Annotated in this window: 16 protein-coding genes; 8 read left to right on the top strand and 8 right to left on the bottom strand. The window is 46.6% G+C overall.

Features of this window, described 5'->3' with window-relative positions:
- Positions 1 to 648: a hypothetical protein gene (locus ABWV55_RS03785; RefSeq protein ID WP_353292363.1), complete on the bottom strand. Its 648-nt coding sequence runs from the start codon at positions 646 to 648 to the stop codon at positions 1 to 3.
- A complete protein-coding gene (locus ABWV55_RS03790; protein WP_353292555.1) occupies positions 648 to 1,274 on the bottom strand; it encodes a hypothetical protein in 627 nt (208 codons plus the stop codon). The genes ABWV55_RS03785 and ABWV55_RS03790 overlap by 1 nt, the downstream gene beginning before the upstream one ends.
- 90 nt (positions 1,275 to 1,364) lie before the next feature.
- Here ABWV55_RS03790 and ABWV55_RS03795 point away from each other — a divergent pair, with 90 nt between their 5' ends.
- Positions 1,365 to 2,180: a hypothetical protein gene (locus ABWV55_RS03795; RefSeq protein ID WP_353292364.1), complete on the top strand. Its 816-nt coding sequence runs from the start codon at positions 1,365 to 1,367 to the stop codon at positions 2,178 to 2,180.
- Here ABWV55_RS03795 and ABWV55_RS03800 read toward each other — a convergent pair.
- Positions 2,104 to 2,367 carry a hypothetical protein gene (locus tag ABWV55_RS03800; RefSeq protein ID WP_353292365.1) on the bottom strand — a complete coding sequence of 88 codons (264 nt, stop codon included), beginning with the start codon at positions 2,365 to 2,367 and terminating at the stop codon, positions 2,104 to 2,106. The genes ABWV55_RS03795 and ABWV55_RS03800 overlap by 77 nt on opposite strands.
- A gap of 108 nt (positions 2,368 to 2,475) precedes the next feature.
- Between ABWV55_RS03800 and xth the strand changes: the two genes are divergently transcribed.
- A complete protein-coding gene (xth, locus tag ABWV55_RS03805) occupies positions 2,476 to 3,282 on the top strand; it encodes an exodeoxyribonuclease III (RefSeq protein WP_353292366.1) in 807 nt (268 codons plus the stop codon).
- 23 nt (positions 3,283 to 3,305) lie between these two features.
- On the opposite strand, the gene ABWV55_RS03810 is transcribed toward xth, so the two are convergent.
- Positions 3,306 to 4,757: an FAD-linked oxidase C-terminal domain-containing protein gene (locus ABWV55_RS03810; RefSeq protein WP_353292556.1), complete on the bottom strand. Its 1,452-nt coding sequence runs from the start codon at positions 4,755 to 4,757 to the stop codon at positions 3,306 to 3,308.
- Positions 4,758 to 4,895: 138 nt separating this feature from the next.
- Between ABWV55_RS03810 and hemL the strand changes: the two genes are divergently transcribed.
- From hemL to ABWV55_RS03825, 3 genes are all read left to right on the top strand, one after another.
- Entirely contained in the window at positions 4,896 to 6,197 is a 1,302-nt protein-coding gene (hemL, locus tag ABWV55_RS03815; RefSeq protein ID WP_353292557.1) for a glutamate-1-semialdehyde 2,1-aminomutase, read from the top strand.
- Positions 6,198 to 7,046: 849 nt separating this feature from the next.
- Complete coding sequence (locus tag ABWV55_RS03820; RefSeq protein ID WP_353292367.1) at positions 7,047 to 7,178, top strand: hypothetical protein; 132 nt, start codon at positions 7,047 to 7,049, stop codon at positions 7,176 to 7,178.
- Positions 7,179 to 9,600: 2,422 nt separating this feature from the next.
- Positions 9,601 to 9,744 (top strand): hypothetical protein, encoded by a 144-nt coding sequence (locus ABWV55_RS03825; protein WP_353292368.1) that lies wholly within the window; start codon positions 9,601 to 9,603, stop codon positions 9,742 to 9,744.
- A gap of 635 nt (positions 9,745 to 10,379) precedes the next feature.
- Here ABWV55_RS03825 and ABWV55_RS03830 read toward each other — a convergent pair.
- Positions 10,380 to 10,877, bottom strand: a complete 498-nt coding sequence (locus tag ABWV55_RS03830; protein ID WP_353292369.1) for a YajQ family cyclic di-GMP-binding protein — start codon at positions 10,875 to 10,877, stop codon at positions 10,380 to 10,382.
- 56 nt (positions 10,878 to 10,933) lie between these two features.
- Between ABWV55_RS03830 and ABWV55_RS03835 the strand changes: the two genes are divergently transcribed.
- Entirely contained in the window at positions 10,934 to 11,386 is a 453-nt protein-coding gene (locus tag ABWV55_RS03835) for an MAPEG family protein (RefSeq protein WP_353292370.1), read from the top strand.
- On the opposite strand, the gene ABWV55_RS03840 is transcribed toward ABWV55_RS03835, so the two are convergent.
- On the bottom strand, positions 11,387 to 11,899 hold the full coding sequence (locus ABWV55_RS03840) for a DNA recombination-mediator protein A (RefSeq protein ID WP_353292371.1): 513 nt from the start codon (positions 11,897 to 11,899) through the stop codon (positions 11,387 to 11,389).
- Positions 11,900 to 11,936: 37 nt separating this feature from the next.
- On the bottom strand, positions 11,937 to 13,034 hold the full coding sequence (locus tag ABWV55_RS03845; RefSeq protein WP_353292372.1) for a phosphotransacetylase family protein: 1,098 nt from the start codon (positions 13,032 to 13,034) through the stop codon (positions 11,937 to 11,939).
- Positions 13,035 to 13,451: 417 nt separating this feature from the next.
- Between ABWV55_RS03845 and ABWV55_RS03850 the strand changes: the two genes are divergently transcribed.
- Positions 13,452 to 14,183: an SDR family oxidoreductase gene (locus ABWV55_RS03850; RefSeq protein WP_353292373.1), complete on the top strand. Its 732-nt coding sequence runs from the start codon at positions 13,452 to 13,454 to the stop codon at positions 14,181 to 14,183.
- Here the strand turns inward: ABWV55_RS03850 and map are convergent.
- The gene (gene map / locus ABWV55_RS03855; protein ID WP_353292374.1) at positions 14,164 to 15,009 is read right to left on the bottom strand and encodes a type I methionyl aminopeptidase; all 846 of its coding nucleotides are present in this window, start codon (positions 15,007 to 15,009) and stop codon (positions 14,164 to 14,166) included. The genes ABWV55_RS03850 and map overlap by 20 nt on opposite strands.
- Before the next feature lie 53 nt (positions 15,010 to 15,062).
- Between map and ABWV55_RS03860 the strand changes: the two genes are divergently transcribed.
- A complete protein-coding gene (locus ABWV55_RS03860) occupies positions 15,063 to 15,347 on the top strand; it encodes a PepSY domain-containing protein (RefSeq protein WP_353292558.1) in 285 nt (94 codons plus the stop codon).
- Positions 15,348 to 15,357 lie beyond the last annotated feature (10 nt).

Genomic DNA, 15,357 nt, shown 5'->3' on the forward strand with positions numbered 1-15,357 from the left:
TCATCTCACCAAGCGCGGAGCTGTTTCCAGTAGGGTGATTGCCCGCGATTCAAGTCGGTCGAGTTGCTGACGCAGCTGCTGCTCAATCTCGCGGCGAGCACGTCGTTGTTCCCGCTGAGCTGTGTCGGCATCATGGCCAGATAGACCCCAAAGACGCCCCAAGAGAGCCCTGTCGTCAGCACCGCCACGAGCTTCGCCATATACTAATTTTTCTGCAGTGATGCCTGCTTGCAGAACTCGACTCCAGCGGCGAAGCTCCTCGAGAGGCATACGCACTCTCTCTGGAACGGTGAACTCGGTTGCGCCACTGCTGCGCAGGCCAACCTGAATACAAGCCAGGGTTCCTATTAGAACACGCTGAACAGGCAAAGACTCTGTTTCTGCGATCAATAGATGGCCTGCTTCATGCACAGCAATGCGACGCAAACGATTTCGCCCGCCCGGAAGCGCTTCCGCCAAAATGTGGCCCCCCATACCCTGCCAGAAGGCAGCATCGATGCTAAACGCAACTAATCCTCCGAGAATGAATATAACAATCCAGGCAGGCGACAAACCAACAACCGGACCAACCACACCGAGACCCGTGATCCCTGCCACAACCAAGCCGACTCTTAATGGGTTGGTGGAACCCTGATCTTGTTCTGCCACTAGCGACTTTTGCGAGCTGTCACTTGTTTACGAGCCCCCTTAAATCTGCCGCCGCGGCTGGGCATTGGTGCAATTACCTCATGGTGCTCGAGGTAGAGCTCTTGACCCTGACGGCGGAGGTCGAGGCTGACAAAATGACGTAGGTGCTTTTGTGAGAGCTCACCTTTGATTGACAGTTTGAAAGGCAGAGGACGCTTTCCACCGTGACGGGGTTGTTGCCTCACCTTGACTGCCATCTCACCAGTTTCAGGCTTGGTAAAAATCAACTCCCCACGGACTGAGAAATAGTCATCACCTTGTGAATGCGGAAGAGTATCATCGGCAGCATCTTGATTTGGGGCCAAGGTACTTGGCTCCCAGACACCTACAATTTGCAGATGCAGACGGTCGCTATCGCGACATCGGGGATACACCACCCATAAGTGAGATTGATCCATAGCAAGGTAGCGACGCATCAAGGTTAAAACTCTGCCAAGCACAACGGCTTCAAGTTCAAGACCATTGCAATCAGTCAGCACGCCACGCGTGAGCTGATCAGGATCTGTCGGGATGTAAATGCCGCGAACAAGACCTATAGCCCGGAACTGCAATGGCTCGGTGACTGGAGGAATTGGGTGGGCACGCATTGGGCTGGTCCGTTCGGAGTTAAAAATCCGCGTGACGACTGTAGCCAGCTCTTTGCAATCACCCCAGACTGTTCGGGCTGATAAAAGCCCATGACCCACCCAAAACCGATGCTGTTCCTAGGACTTTCTTTAGCCAGCACCGCACTTGTGGGGTGGGTTGTCGTGGCATCGCTGGCACCGCAAACCTTTGCTCGAGGAGATCGAGCAGCGGTCGATCAGCAGATCAACCTCTTGCTTAAACAACCGCGGCAACAGAGTGACCTTCCGCTGGAAGTACGTCGAACACTCTTGGAACGCCTTCTAGCTCTTGGAAGATTCCAAGAAGCACAGCTGGTGTTACAACCTTGGCAAACAGAAAATCCTCGCTCTTTCGGTCTAGCGCTTCTAATGGCCGACCTACGCCGACTTAACGGCGATACTCTTAGAGCTCGTCGCGACCTCACACAGCTTCTGAGATTGTATCCGGACCATCCTCATGTCCTACAGCTTCTGATTCTAGTGGATGAGAAGGACGGCAAAGGAAAACAAGCAGTGCGGAGATTACAACAACGATTCAACGCTCGGACAGCAGGAAAAAGGTTAGAGCTCGGTCTACTGCTTGCTGATGTCAAGCGGCAACGGGGTCTTTCCAAAGCCGCTGCCAATCTTTATGTCCAGCTTGCTTCAGAATCACCTACGGAAGCTCGTCCTTGGCTAGCCCTCGCTCTACTAAAACAAGACGAAGGAAAAGTTGCAGAGGTTCAAGCTCTGTTGCAGAAAGCTCGACTTCGACGTTTTGGAGATGGCCAGCCTGATCCTTTGATAGACGATTTGGCTGCAAGTTGGAGTCTCAGAGCGGCTCGCATGCGACCGACTCAAAAGTCAGCCCTTGAGGCTGTTGTTGATAAGCCTCAAGGGCTGCATTGATCGCATCCGAAGGAGGTGTAGCGTCATTCATGACACTGAGACGTTGAATCCGGTTGATGAGATCGAAGGAGTTGTTCATGTCCGGAAGAGTATTGCCTCTCAATTTTCTGGAATCCGGTTCATAAATCTGACGCCGTTCATGAGTTTCATGAAAACCATACGTCTGAGCCAAAACTGGGTCGACCATGCCCGATAAAAAGGGGGCGATGGCCGACAGGAACACCATTAGACGACAAGCCATATGCGTAGGTCAAATTAGGCAAATGCTAGACATCAAACTTATTACCAAACTGTTATGCGTATCGCCACCTGGAATGTGAATTCAGTGCGGTTGCGCCTTGACCAGATCTTGGCTTGGCTAGAGTTATCACAGCCGGATTTGCTTTGCTTACAAGAAACTAAAGTAGATGACCCACTATTCCCCTTAAAAGCCTTCGAGACAAATGGTTGGTGGGCTAGTTTCCACGGGCAAAAGTCATATAATGGCGTTGCTCTGGTGAGCCGCAAGCCACTAAACGATGTGCGATGCGGATTTGCCGGGGAACTGCCGAAAGATCCGGAGGCTCTGGCACTTGGAGAACAGAAGCGTGTTATTAGTGCCCTTCTGGATGGTATCCGTGTTCTCAATCTTTATGTACCAAATGGCTCCAGCTTAAAATCGAATAAGTATCTCTACAAACTTAATTGGCTAGGTTGTCTTAACCGCTACCTCAAGGCTCAAGCGGAGCGTGGCGAGCCTCTTTGCATGCTGGGAGACTTTAACATTGCTTCAGAGGCAAGGGATATTCATGATCCGCGACAGCTTGGCAAGAGAATTATGGCAAGTGACGCCGAGCGCAACATACTAAACCAAGCTATTCTGGATAATGGTTTACAGGACGTTTTTAGGGTATTTGAGTCTGGTGCAGGACATTGGAGCTGGTGGGACTATCGCGCTAGCGCTTGGGATTGGGATTGTGGTTGGCGGATTGATCACATTTATCTTTGCGAGGAGCTGCTGGGTTTAGCTCGAAGTTGTGTGATCCATAAAAAGGTACGCGGCAATGACAAACCAAGTGATCATGTACCTGTAAGTGTTGATTTAGACTGGTGGTCTAACTAGAATGAATGACCTGGCCTTTCAGTTTAGAAAAGGTCGACAGTAGTTTGAAGACTCACAGATCGCTTTACAGATTCTCCGCATGTACGTGGCGTCGGAAGAATTTTACCTGGATTTGCACGGTTATCAGGGTCAAAGGCTCGCCGCACAAGACTCATGGTATCAAGATCTTCTGGCTCAAACATCCAGTCTAGATAGCAACGCTTGTCTGCGCCGATGCCATGTTCTCCGCTGATACTGCCTCCCACCGCCACGCATTCTTTAAGAATTGCGGCTCCGAGGTCCTTCACCCGTTGTTCAGCACCGGGTTCCGCTTCTGAGTAAAGGATAAGGGGATGCAAATTGCCGTCTCCCGCATGAAACACATTGGCAACAGGCAACCCGTAGTCCTTACTGAGCTGCTCAATCGCAGTCAACACCGATGGGAGTCTACTGCGGGGAACGACACCATCCTGAATGTAGTAGGTAGGCGCGACTTTCCCCACCGCTGAAAACGCGGACTTGCGCCCCTTCCACAAAGTAGCGCATTCCGCGGGATCCTCAGCTCGGCGTAGCCCCCGAGCTCCGGCCTTACGGCAAAGTTGCTCAGTCCTTTGAGCAGAATCCTGAACCTCCGCCTTTTGACCATCAAGCTCGATCAACAGGACAGCGGCCGCATTTCGCGGATACTCGTCATAACCAAAGAAATCATTGACCGCATTAATGGCGACATTGTCCATGATTTCCATTCCAGCCGGTAATAAACCCGCTGCAGTCACAGCTCGCACCGCATCCCCGGCCGATTCCATTGTTTTGAAATCTGCAAGCAGAACGTTAACACATTCTGGGGCCCTGAGCAGTCGCAGTGTGATCGCAGTCGCAATTCCAAGAGTGCCTTCGCTACCGATAAAAGCACCACGTAAGTCGAGCTCCGGAGATTCAACTAAACCGTTGCCGAGTCTAGTGACACTTCCATCCGGAAGCACAACTTCCAGACCTAAAACATGATTGGCGGTGACGCCGTACTTAAGGCAGTGCACGCCACCAGAGTTTTCAGCCACATTACCGCCGATACTGCAAATTACTTGACTAGAAGGGTCGGGAGCGTAATAAAAGCCGTCGCCAGCAACTGCCCGAGTCACCCAGCTGTTAATCACGCCCGGCTGCACAGTAACTCGGTGGTTTGCTAAATCTAGAGCGAGAACCTTTCGCATGCGACTGGTGACCACCAGCAGTGCCTCTTGATCTACTAAAGCTCCGCCAGAAAGGCCGGTACCGCTACCTCGTGCCACGAAAGGAACGCCATGAACATAACAACATCGGAGAACAGCAGCGACTTGATTAGTTGTTTCTGGCAAAACGGCTAAGGGTGGGCACTGACGCTCAAGCGTTAAGCCGTCACAATCGTAACTCAACAACTCCTGACGCTTAGAAACAACACCTTTAGCAGGGAGTAGATGACGGAGATCTCTTTCCAGAGCTATCAAGTCGTAAGACACGCTATCCCTCAAGATGATTTAAGGTTAGGCCGGTTCTTCTATCCATCTGCCGCAATTGGGACGTGTGTACAGACGTAACCGGACGATTTTAGGTCAGGATGATGCACGGTTTACACTTGCCTCTTGGCGTCGGTTCCTGTGACAACATCTACGTTGAACACCAGCCGCTCTCAGGCTATTTTCGGCGCAGCGCAGGGCTTGATGCCCGGTGGAGTGAGTTCCCCTGTGCGCGCGTTCCAATCGGTCAGCGGTCACCCGATCGTATTTGATCGGGTGAAAGGCTCCTATGCCTGGGATGTTGATGGCAACAAATACATTGATTACATAGGTAGCTGGGGGCCCGCTATCTGCGGCCATGCCCATCCTGAAGTGATCAACGTCCTTCAAGAAGTAATTGAAAAAGGTACAAGTTTCGGAGCACCTTGTGCTCTTGAGAACACACTGGCGAAGATGGTGATCGATGCTGTGCCCAGCGTCGAGATGGTGCGCTTCGTGAACAGTGGAACCGAGGCTTGTATGGCTGTTTTACGTCTTATGCGTGCTTATACCGGCCGCGACAAGGTAATCAAGTTCGAAGGCTGCTACCACGGTCACGCGGATATGTTTTTGGTAAAGGCTGGTTCCGGCGTAGCGACCCTTGGCCTACCGGATTCACCGGGTGTTCCGCGTAGCACTACGGCCAACACCCTTACCGCTCCCTACAATGGTCTTGAGGCAGTTAAAGCTTTATTTGCAGAGAATCCAGATGCGATTTCTGGCGTCATTCTCGAGCCTATTGTTGGCAATGCCGGCTTCATTCAGCCTGAGCCAGGCTTCCTAGAAGGGCTAAGGGAACTAACAAAAGAAAACGGTGCCCTTCTTATTTTTGACGAGGTGATGACTGGTTTTCGCATTAGCTACGGCGGAGCGCAAGCCCATTTTGGTGTCATACCGGACCTTACGACCATGGGTAAAGTGATAGGAGGAGGCCTTCCAGTAGGGGCCTACGGAGGTCGCGCCGACATCATGCAAATGGTCTCTCCAGCAGGCCCGATGTATCAAGCAGGAACCTTGAGTGGAAATCCTCTCGCAATGGCCGCTGGCATCAAAACCCTTGAGTTACTAAAGCAGACCGGTAGTTACGACAAGTTGGCTGCCACAACTGAGAAATTAATAACTGGTATTAAAGATGCCGCCAAGGAAGTTGGTCTCCCGATCACTGGAGGCAGCGTGAGTGCCATGTTTGGTTTTTTTCTCTGCGAAGGTCCGGTTCGTAATTTTGAAGAAGCGAAGGCCACTGACTCTGAGCGTTTTGGCAGATTGCACCGTGCCATGCTCGAACGTGGGGTTTATCTTGCGCCATCAGCGTTCGAAGCTGGCTTCACATCCTTGGCCCACTCCGATACTGACATTGACGCCACGGTTAGTGCTTTTCGAGAAAGCTTTGCCGAAATCGTTTAGTTGTTAGGTTTCTGTTGCTAGCTCCTTCTCCGCACGAGTGTGCTAAACTAAATTTGCTAGATTGTATCGATAGTGATTGACCAGCTAATAACATTGCATTGAGGATGCGCGGAGATCGCCGCCGCGAAGTATCCCAAGTAAGTTTATACCCGCGTTCAAGGCAAATCCAAAACGTTAATAGCAGCAGATATGTGCCATGCTTTAGACCTCTCGCTGAGGACTTTAAACCCAGTTCCTCTTTTCTCGTCACTTGACAGGAAACAAACTAAACGAATTACCAAGTGCTCTTTGATTCTGTGGTTATCGTTTATCACCGGCGGCTACCGGCTAGTAGAGCAGCTATGTCCCAGTCCAGCGTACACACTAATGTTAAGAGAGCGACTTTCTAATGTGCGCTGTAAGGTCTTCCCTACGAACAGTTCCTGAGGGGTTAGTGAATCAAGCTAGTTAACTAGGGTAGGAAGTATCAAATCAAATATACCCGCTGTTCATGCGCCCAGCTTCATACTGGTGTTGCTATTTGACCGACAATGACTCGTTAATTCTCTTAATCGAGAATTAACGAGGTATTTTTGACGATTTAAGCATCTGAGTCGAATGGATTACTTTAAATTCAACTTAACTATTACTTCATATTTCTGACCTTGGGGATTGTGGAGGTACAGACTAAGGAGATACTAAAATTATAAAATCACGTCATACAATGTCGTCAAATGATGCAAAAATCTCTTTCCGATTAAGTACCTATCTACATGGATGACATCAAAATCTAGACGGTTATAAAATTATACGAGAAATCTCATTTAAGAAACTAAACTAATCATCCTAAATAGCCCGCAGCGGTTCGCCGTGATTGATAATCAAGAATCACTTAAAGTACCCTCAACTGTTTGTTTCGGCTGTCTACACCAACAGCAAAACGCTGCTGCCGAGCGACTCACCTTAGCTGATCAGGCCCACTTCGCTATTGAGACGGATTGACTCTAGGATAGAGTTGAGTTGGGGACCACACCGTATATTCAACGGTAAACTCAAGCGTTAACGAGATCTAAACGGTTATGGGGTAGAGAGGCTGAAAAAAGCCTAGAAGGGGTTAAGAAGATATAAAATCAGCTTGAGAGGTGGCTTTCAAAAAGCAGAAAGCGTTTCAAACACTGCCTTAACCCCCCATAGACTAAGAAAAGCATTAGAAGAAAAGTGAGAGACTAAAAAGCAAGATCCAGATCAGAGACGAAATAGCGACCTTTGACCAGTTTTTTATCTTACTACCTAAAGACATAAATCAACGAGACAAATTCTTCGAGGAAATATTCATTCCTCGATACTTGAAAGAAGGATTCGAGTGGAATATGAAAGTAGGTAAGATTTGATTATGGAAAGAATATTCACAAGAATAGGGCAAAGACTGCGATACTAATCTTGTCCTCGAATACAAATAAAAACATATTAGGCAGCCTAATGCAAATATATTTTGCCAGATAAAGATATCTTAAAAGCGGAGATTAATAGCTTTTTCAGCTATATCAAATTATTCAAGAATCAGCGTTCGATTACTGACTTTATAAGTAGATAAATAAGGAAAATATGTAGCAAGTCATCCAAAAGTAAGAGAAGCAGGTTGTGTACTTTCTCGGAGAACATTTCAGGAAATTAGTGGTTGAGTTTCTATTATCAACACAAGATCTCTCTACTGGAAAAAGAAAAGATAAAAGAGTTCTAAGATCTCATCAAGAAGAGAAAATCAAAATGTTATAGTGGAATTAAAAACAGAGGTTAACTACCTATGGCATGTGGCACAGGCAGAATGCTAACTTCTTTATAGGTAAATAAAAAACTCAAAGCCAAATCAGCGCTAGCTCTTGTATTCTTTCTAAGCCTATTAGCTCAAACCCCAAGAAAATAGGCTGTAATAAGTAAAAGAGATCTCGATTGGATATACACATGCTCGGGCAAAATAGTAACCACAAAGGATCAAGCTTTTAACGACTGGATCGAGAACACAAATAAATTAGAGGTTGCAGTCACAAGTGATTCCGGTGAAATCCAAAAGTTTCTTTCAGAAAATCATAAGGGAACTATCTTCTTTATTTACCAGTCATTGCTATCGGTAATAAAAACACAAGACTTGTAGAAAAGCCTTGCTTTCGATATGACATTTGTTGACAAAATACATCGACACGCCGACAAAGCTTTTAAAATATTTCATTCTATTCTTGACGACAAAATAATCATAGTAAAGCAAAGATTATCCATGATTGCAGCTCCAAGAATACTCAGGTTTCATATCAAAGAAATACTAAAATGAACGAGATAAAAGTCATATCAATTGATGATGAGAAAATATTTGGCGACGTTTTTCATGAACCAAAATTCTCACAAGTAATTGAAGCTAATCTCTTAAGCGACTACCAAGTCTTACTTATTAGCATTGACGATTATTCAATCAGAGAAAAAGTCGTAAGCAAAAACTGCTTGCCATCAATGATGAGTAGGATTGCAATGTAAAGAGTATAATATTAATAGTAGTACTCATTAAAGTAACACAAAAAATTTAATTTATATAGAAAACTTTTTATAGTTGAATCAAACGTGCCAAAATTTTGCAAGAAATTAAAATATTTTGTGTAGAAGAGTTTTTTGAAGTTATCAAACTTGATGCTTAGATGAAAAAGATAAATACAGTTTGCTAATAAATTACTGCTTAATCCTCTCTGACTAATAAAGATTCACTCTTGTCTTATAGGTATATTTCAATATTTATTACCGCAGCATTTGCATTGAGATATGTTAAATTTTAACTTAAGTTAATTTACATCACATCGATAATGCTGTTAAACAAATAACATTTTTCTCACAAAATTTAGAACTACTGAGCAAATAATACAGTATTATAATTGAGAATTGTTTAAGAATTTCACCCATGGTCAGTCTTTTCTAAGAAACCGTTATGTTCAATAGTGTTTGGTCAATTTTCGCCAACTTAATGGTTGCTGTTGTGATCGCGAGTTATTTGATAGACGTAGTGAAAAATCTACGTTAATAAAGATAGTTGAAATGTGAGATTAATTTATTTGTATCTTACTTTTAAATAAAACAGATAAACTTTGTAAATACGTTATACATTAATTACAAAAGTAATACTTGAGTTTTATGATTAATTAGGTTGTTAGTTAATTCAACTAACAAGATTGAAATGAAGAGATTAAATAAGTTTAATTAAAATAATTAAAGAAGTAACGTTCTTTAAAGAAGTAACGCCCTTCTAAGCGAAAACTTTTATCCATCCGCCACCTGCGTGAGAATGAGTAAGCCACCGGCTTTAAATAAAATTCTGGCTTAAGTACCTAATGCAGTTAATATCAGTCGCGAGTAGAATTGGGGATAGCGTAGTACCGGAGTAGCAATGAAAGGTCTTGTCCAATGGTTCGGCGATGCTTGCGCTTACGCCATGGGCGCTGTTGGCTTGGATGAAAGGCGTCAAGTGCCACCACCAATAGGGGTGCAACCTTACCATGGTATTCCGATGAAGCATCGGCACAGAGCTTGACGTTAACATCACCTTCATTGGTGGTAGTGTTAGGGACACGAGAGCCTGACGCTTCTTGTTCGCAATCAAATAAATTGAGGTCAGCAGTTCATCTCTTTTAAACCAAGTGATAAGAGGTATCGATGCTTTTGCTCGTCACTAAAGCCACCCCTAATTTTCTATCTAATAAATAAAGTTATAGATGGAAATTTCTGTCTGCAATGTAGCTATTCCAAACAGAAATAATTTACATTGGGGCTATGATAGTGAGTGGAAGTGATGCCTGGCTGTCACGCGATCTAAATTTCAGTTATGGTTCTTCTCATGCTTCCATCTTGTCAGAGTCAGTTTCATTGCTATTGAGGAGGCGGGGTTTTGATATAATAGGGGTGACTGCTCAGGAAGGGATGTTTTTAGTGTTCAGATGGTTTGTTTAGTCAAGCAATGGTTGAGTAAATAGAATTTTGGTGAGTTTTAGAAGCAGGTTTGCTGCCTGGGTGTTCTTGCTCTTCTATCGAACCTACACGCCATCAACGCGTAGTTGAGATCCATTAACGAAGCAGCTATCCGAATTATTTTTGCAATCTTAACAGTGTATCTGAATCAAATTAGATGGTATTGTGTGATTTAATTATCTAAACTTTAAGTTTCAACTCTTACCGATAGTTCTCAAATTGGAGAGGGACATTTAAATCGTCCTCTATGCTTTTTATAAGTTGAATAGCAGCCTGAAGATCGTCCTTGCTTTTGCCAGTGATCCGTATGCTTTCTCCTTGGATAGCAACAGTTACTTTCTTGAGTTTGTCGCGCACGCTTTTACTCAGTTGCTTAGCAGTTTCTTGACTTAAACCCTTACGCAACTTCACAACTTGCTGGATCCGGTTACCCCCAACAGACTTAGGCATCTGGAAGTCAAAGATCTTCAATGAAAGGTTCCTTTTTATGGCTTTTGTCCGCAATATTTCCTCTACAGATTGGAGGGTCATGTCACTGTTGGTTGTGATCACTAACTCAGTTGCCTCCAACACAATCTCAGTGCTAGAATCCTTTAGATCGTAGCGATTAGACACATCCCGACGCACTTGGTCAAGGGTATTCACCAATTCTTGTCGGCTGAAGTCAGACACCACATCAAAGGAGGAAGTGCTGGCCATGGCACGCGTTCAGTGTTCCTTCCAGCTTATAAAAGACCGGGAATAGAGTCCACACCTTGTCATTACCACAACTGTTTATCGCTACAAATGCCACACCTTATGCCTGGTCCCTTGTATTGGCGAGTGGAACTGTTCTGGCCAGCATTATTCCCCTCGGTCTAGCACGCTCCGCAGCTAACTTTGAGATGAAAGACATGGCTGCTCCAAGGGCTATGTTCAAGCGTTTACCAGCCTGGGGAAAACGCGCCAGCTGGGCTCACCAGAACAGCCTTGAAGCTTTCACACTCCACGCCCCAGCGGTTCTAATTGCTTTAATCGCAGCACAACACAGTGGCCCCCTTTCAACGGGGGCATTCGCAGCGGCTTTTGTGCATCCGGTTCTTCGTCTGATTTATATTGCGACTTACGTTAGCAATATGCCCTTAGCTCGTGGGTTTTGCTGGGCTAGCGGTTTACTCTGCACTGGCATTCTCTACAGCGAAGGTCTCAAGTTTTTCATCAGCGGCTAGTCAATCGAAGTAGAGCAAACTCACAATCTTGCCCATCTCTTCCGCGGTACGTGCACTAGCCAGTAACGTCTCGCTATCGTGAAATGCCAGACATATGAGTTGATCACAACGACTAATGATTTCTTGATTGCAAAGACTGCTAGCCATCGGTAGAGGCAAATCGTCTTGTTCAGTTTTTTCGACGAGATGTAGCACTCTCTCAAGTAAATCCCGAATTTCTACAGCTTGCCGATCCAAGCTCTGAGGCAGTAACACTGTGAGCTGCGATGGATCCACCTCTAGTACACCTCGAATCACAGCAGCATTGACACCCTGTGATCCAGACGTAATCAAAGAGTGACCTTCCTGGACGAGCGAGCGAGCCACCAATTCGACGAGATGAATTGCAACCACTGGCACGTGTCTACTACCGAGAATGGCGATCTTCCTCTTTCCCTTGTCTTGTAAAAGCGCCAGTTCTTGCGCCAGCGTGTCTACCCGATCAAGGGACGGCAGATCCAGTGACTGACTCAAGAACAACCTGCCTAAATTACCCAGAAACTAGCAACCATTAGACATTATGAACAGTCAAGTTCAGAGCCGAAAACAGTCGATTTAATTGGCAATGCTCCTCCACAAGGCGAAAAGCATAGGTGGCTTTTACTGCCTCATGCAAACGCACATGACCGAAGGCCTGCTCAATTACCTCCACTGCGGTTAGGGTATCTTGATTGACTTTAAGCAACGGGATATCTAGTTCTTCCGCACGATTAATGAGCTGCGGCAAGGGTTCTCCTACACCAGTAAGAATTAAACACTGCGTTGAAGCCTCTAATGCAGCCAACTGAATATCGGTGCGATCAGCGCCTGTTACAACTGCCATATTTCGTCGCCTTCGAAAAAATTCCATGGCAGAGTTCACATTCATCGCACCAATACTCAATGTTTCCACCAGCAGTTCTTGTCGTTCCTGACAACAGATTACTTTGGCTTTTAAACGTCGTACCAGCTCACTTACGGTGACACTGCGTAACAACGGCGACCGAGGCATTACACCAAGCACAGCAAGGCCGAAAGCCTCAAGCGTGGGCACAACTTGATGCTTCAAATTGTTTACTTCCTGCGGTGTAACGGCATTCAATACCACGCCAACAAGGTGACTTCCAAGAGACTGCTTTGCGGCAAGGAGAGGCTCGACGCTAAGGCTATCCTGCCATAAATGCACAAGTACGACTTTTGCTCCTAAACCTTTTGCAAGTTGCGGGAGGCTTAGGCCATAAAGGAAACCCTCATGCAAACTTCCTGCACACTCGAGTAGAGTTAAGCCTTCATAGGCGGCCACTTGTTGACAGAGCTGCTCAAATCTCTCCCCAGCATCCAACTGACCAAGCCCGAGACGACTTGTAACTGTTACAGGAGAAATTAAATGAAGGGATGGAATCAGACGATCTGCTTCAAATCCAAGGGTGTCGCCGATAAAACGCACGTCGTCATCAATCAACGGCTGCGGAATAGGTTCTTTGCTCGCATCCCAGTCCAGACTTGTGGCTAGGGGTTTGCCAAAACGAATCGCATGACCGGATTGGCTGAGCCGCTGAGCAATGCCCAAAACAAGAGCAGACTTACCACTGAACGGCTCACACGATCCGATCAGCAGAGTCGTTCCCATGAATCGCGTCTTAATCGCTTGTAAATCTAGATGCCTACTCTCCCTTCCTTGCTAATTCGTGAAACGGCGCGTGCCAAAAGAAACTCTGTATAGATTGAATTCCAGTTCCTACTGGGAATAGACAAACCACCAGCCAGGTCAACGACTGATGTATCAGGAAAGAGTATGGGAGTACCGAATCGAGCACGGCGACACTCCTCCGTAACTCCAGTTTAATGGAAATACATGCTCTCTGGATTTCTTTTGCAAGACGTTTTTACTGCTAAACATTAACTCTGCGGAATCTGCAACATCATCTTCAACTCATCTGATTTTGTTGAACCAATGTGGTGGGAGGAAGAGATAATTACCTAAAAGTGTTATTTGACGAAGCGCAACGGTCTCAGAATCATTTTAAGAGTACTTCAGGTTGGAAAAATGACTCGGCTTAAGCAATCTTCTTTTAAAGACCGCTGCATCGGCATCACCGGTGCAAGGGGCACTCTTGGTCGTGCTTTTGCTCGTAGTTTTCGTGCCGGCGGAGCCGAGGTTGTTGGTTTCACTCACGGTACGCCTCCATCGGAAGACGATAAAATGGGACCAAACTATTGGATTTCTTGGAGTTGTGGCAATGAGGCCGCTCTCGACCATGACTTCGCACGGCTTGACGTGCTAGTGGTGAATCATGGCATCAATCCTCATGGTGCCCAGAGCATTGAGGATGTGAATAAGACCTTGGAGGTGAATGCCCTGAGTAGCTGGCGTCTTATGCAGAGGTTCGATCAGATCAGTCAATCTCTGCCTAAGGACAGGCCTAGAGAAATCTGGATCAACACTTCTGAAGCAGAAATACAGCCTGCCATAAGTCCTGTCTACGAACTTTCCAAACGGCTTTTAGGTCAACTTGTCAGCCTCCGTGGAGCTACTCTGGATGCAATTAGTCGAGATAGGTTAATTATACGGAAGCTAGTCTTGGGTCCCTTCCGGTCAGATCTCAACCCAATCGGATTGATGGAGGCCGATTTTGTTGCGAGTCAAGTGTTATGGCAAGCCAGCCGGGGAATGCGTTTGATCATTGTCACCCCGAACCCAGTAACCTACATACTGATGCCTCTTACCGAACTAGGGCGTCGGCTATACAGCCAAATACTTAATCATTCCGGTCGGTAAGAATTTCGCAGCCGTCACTGGTCACTAAGACTGTGTGTTCCCACTGCGATGATAGTTCTCCATCCTGGGTCACCACCGTCCATCGATCTCGAAGAGTGCGGCACGCTTTGCTACCTGCATTGAGTATCGGCTCGATCGCCAAGGTCATACCAGAACGCAGCTTCAAATTGGGAAGCTCATCAGTCCGAAAATTGAACACAGACGGTTCTTCGTGAAGGTTACGCCCGACGCCGTGACCGGTGTAATCCTCTACTACGCTGAAGCCATTGGCTTTGACATGATCTTCTACTGCCCCTGCGATGTCGAGGAGAGTGTTACCTGCCTTGACCTGGCTAATTCCAGCCATCAACGACTCGTGCGCTACACGATTGAGGGTTTGCGCTCTAACAGAAGAATCGCCGACACAGATACTAACGCAGCTGTCACCGTGGTATCCCTCGAAACACGCACCGGTATCCACCTTGAGAAGGTCACCTTTGTGAATCACGCGCTTCGTGCTTGGAATGCCATGTACAACTTCATTATTGATACTTGCGCAGATGCTTGCAGGAAACCCGTGATAACCCTTGAAACTAGGAATGGCCCCCATTTCAAGGATTCGACGCTCGGCGAAAATATTAAGGTCACCTGTGGTTTGGCCCGGCTCCACCATTGCCATGATCTCTCGTAGCACCGTGGCAACGATCTTGCTGGCTTGACGCATGATCTTCACTTCACGAGTCGACTTAATTTCGACCCCGCGGCGTTGTTGAATACGCGGTCCAGCAGCAATAGTTCGACCCTGAGATGCCTGAGTGGTGGCTAGCAAGTCGGCAAAGAGATTCATTGGCCAGCTCTATATACGTCACGCTATCAACAGCATGCATTCCGATGCAGTTCATGACATTGCTTGTGCGCGTGCGCAAACTTCACCAACGCATTGCTCCCTTTGTTCTGCTGCCTTTGCTGGTAACCGTGTGCTCTGGTGTGAGTTATCGACTCGCCCGTGATTGGTTTGGGGTTAGTCGTGAGCAAGTTCATTGGTTGATGGCACTACATGAAGGCGAGTGGTTAGGACCCAATCTCGAGCCTGTCGTGGTATTTATGAATGCGGTTGGGCTACTCTGGATGCTGGTTACGGGCTTAATACTTTTGCTTGGACGCTGGCGTCGGCAGGTAGACTGAAATCTCTTGG

Origin of the sequence: Synechococcus sp. M16CYN, assembly GCF_040371545.1 — a bacterium.
Taxonomy (GTDB): Bacteria; Cyanobacteriota; Cyanobacteriia; order PCC-6307; family Cyanobiaceae; genus Parasynechococcus.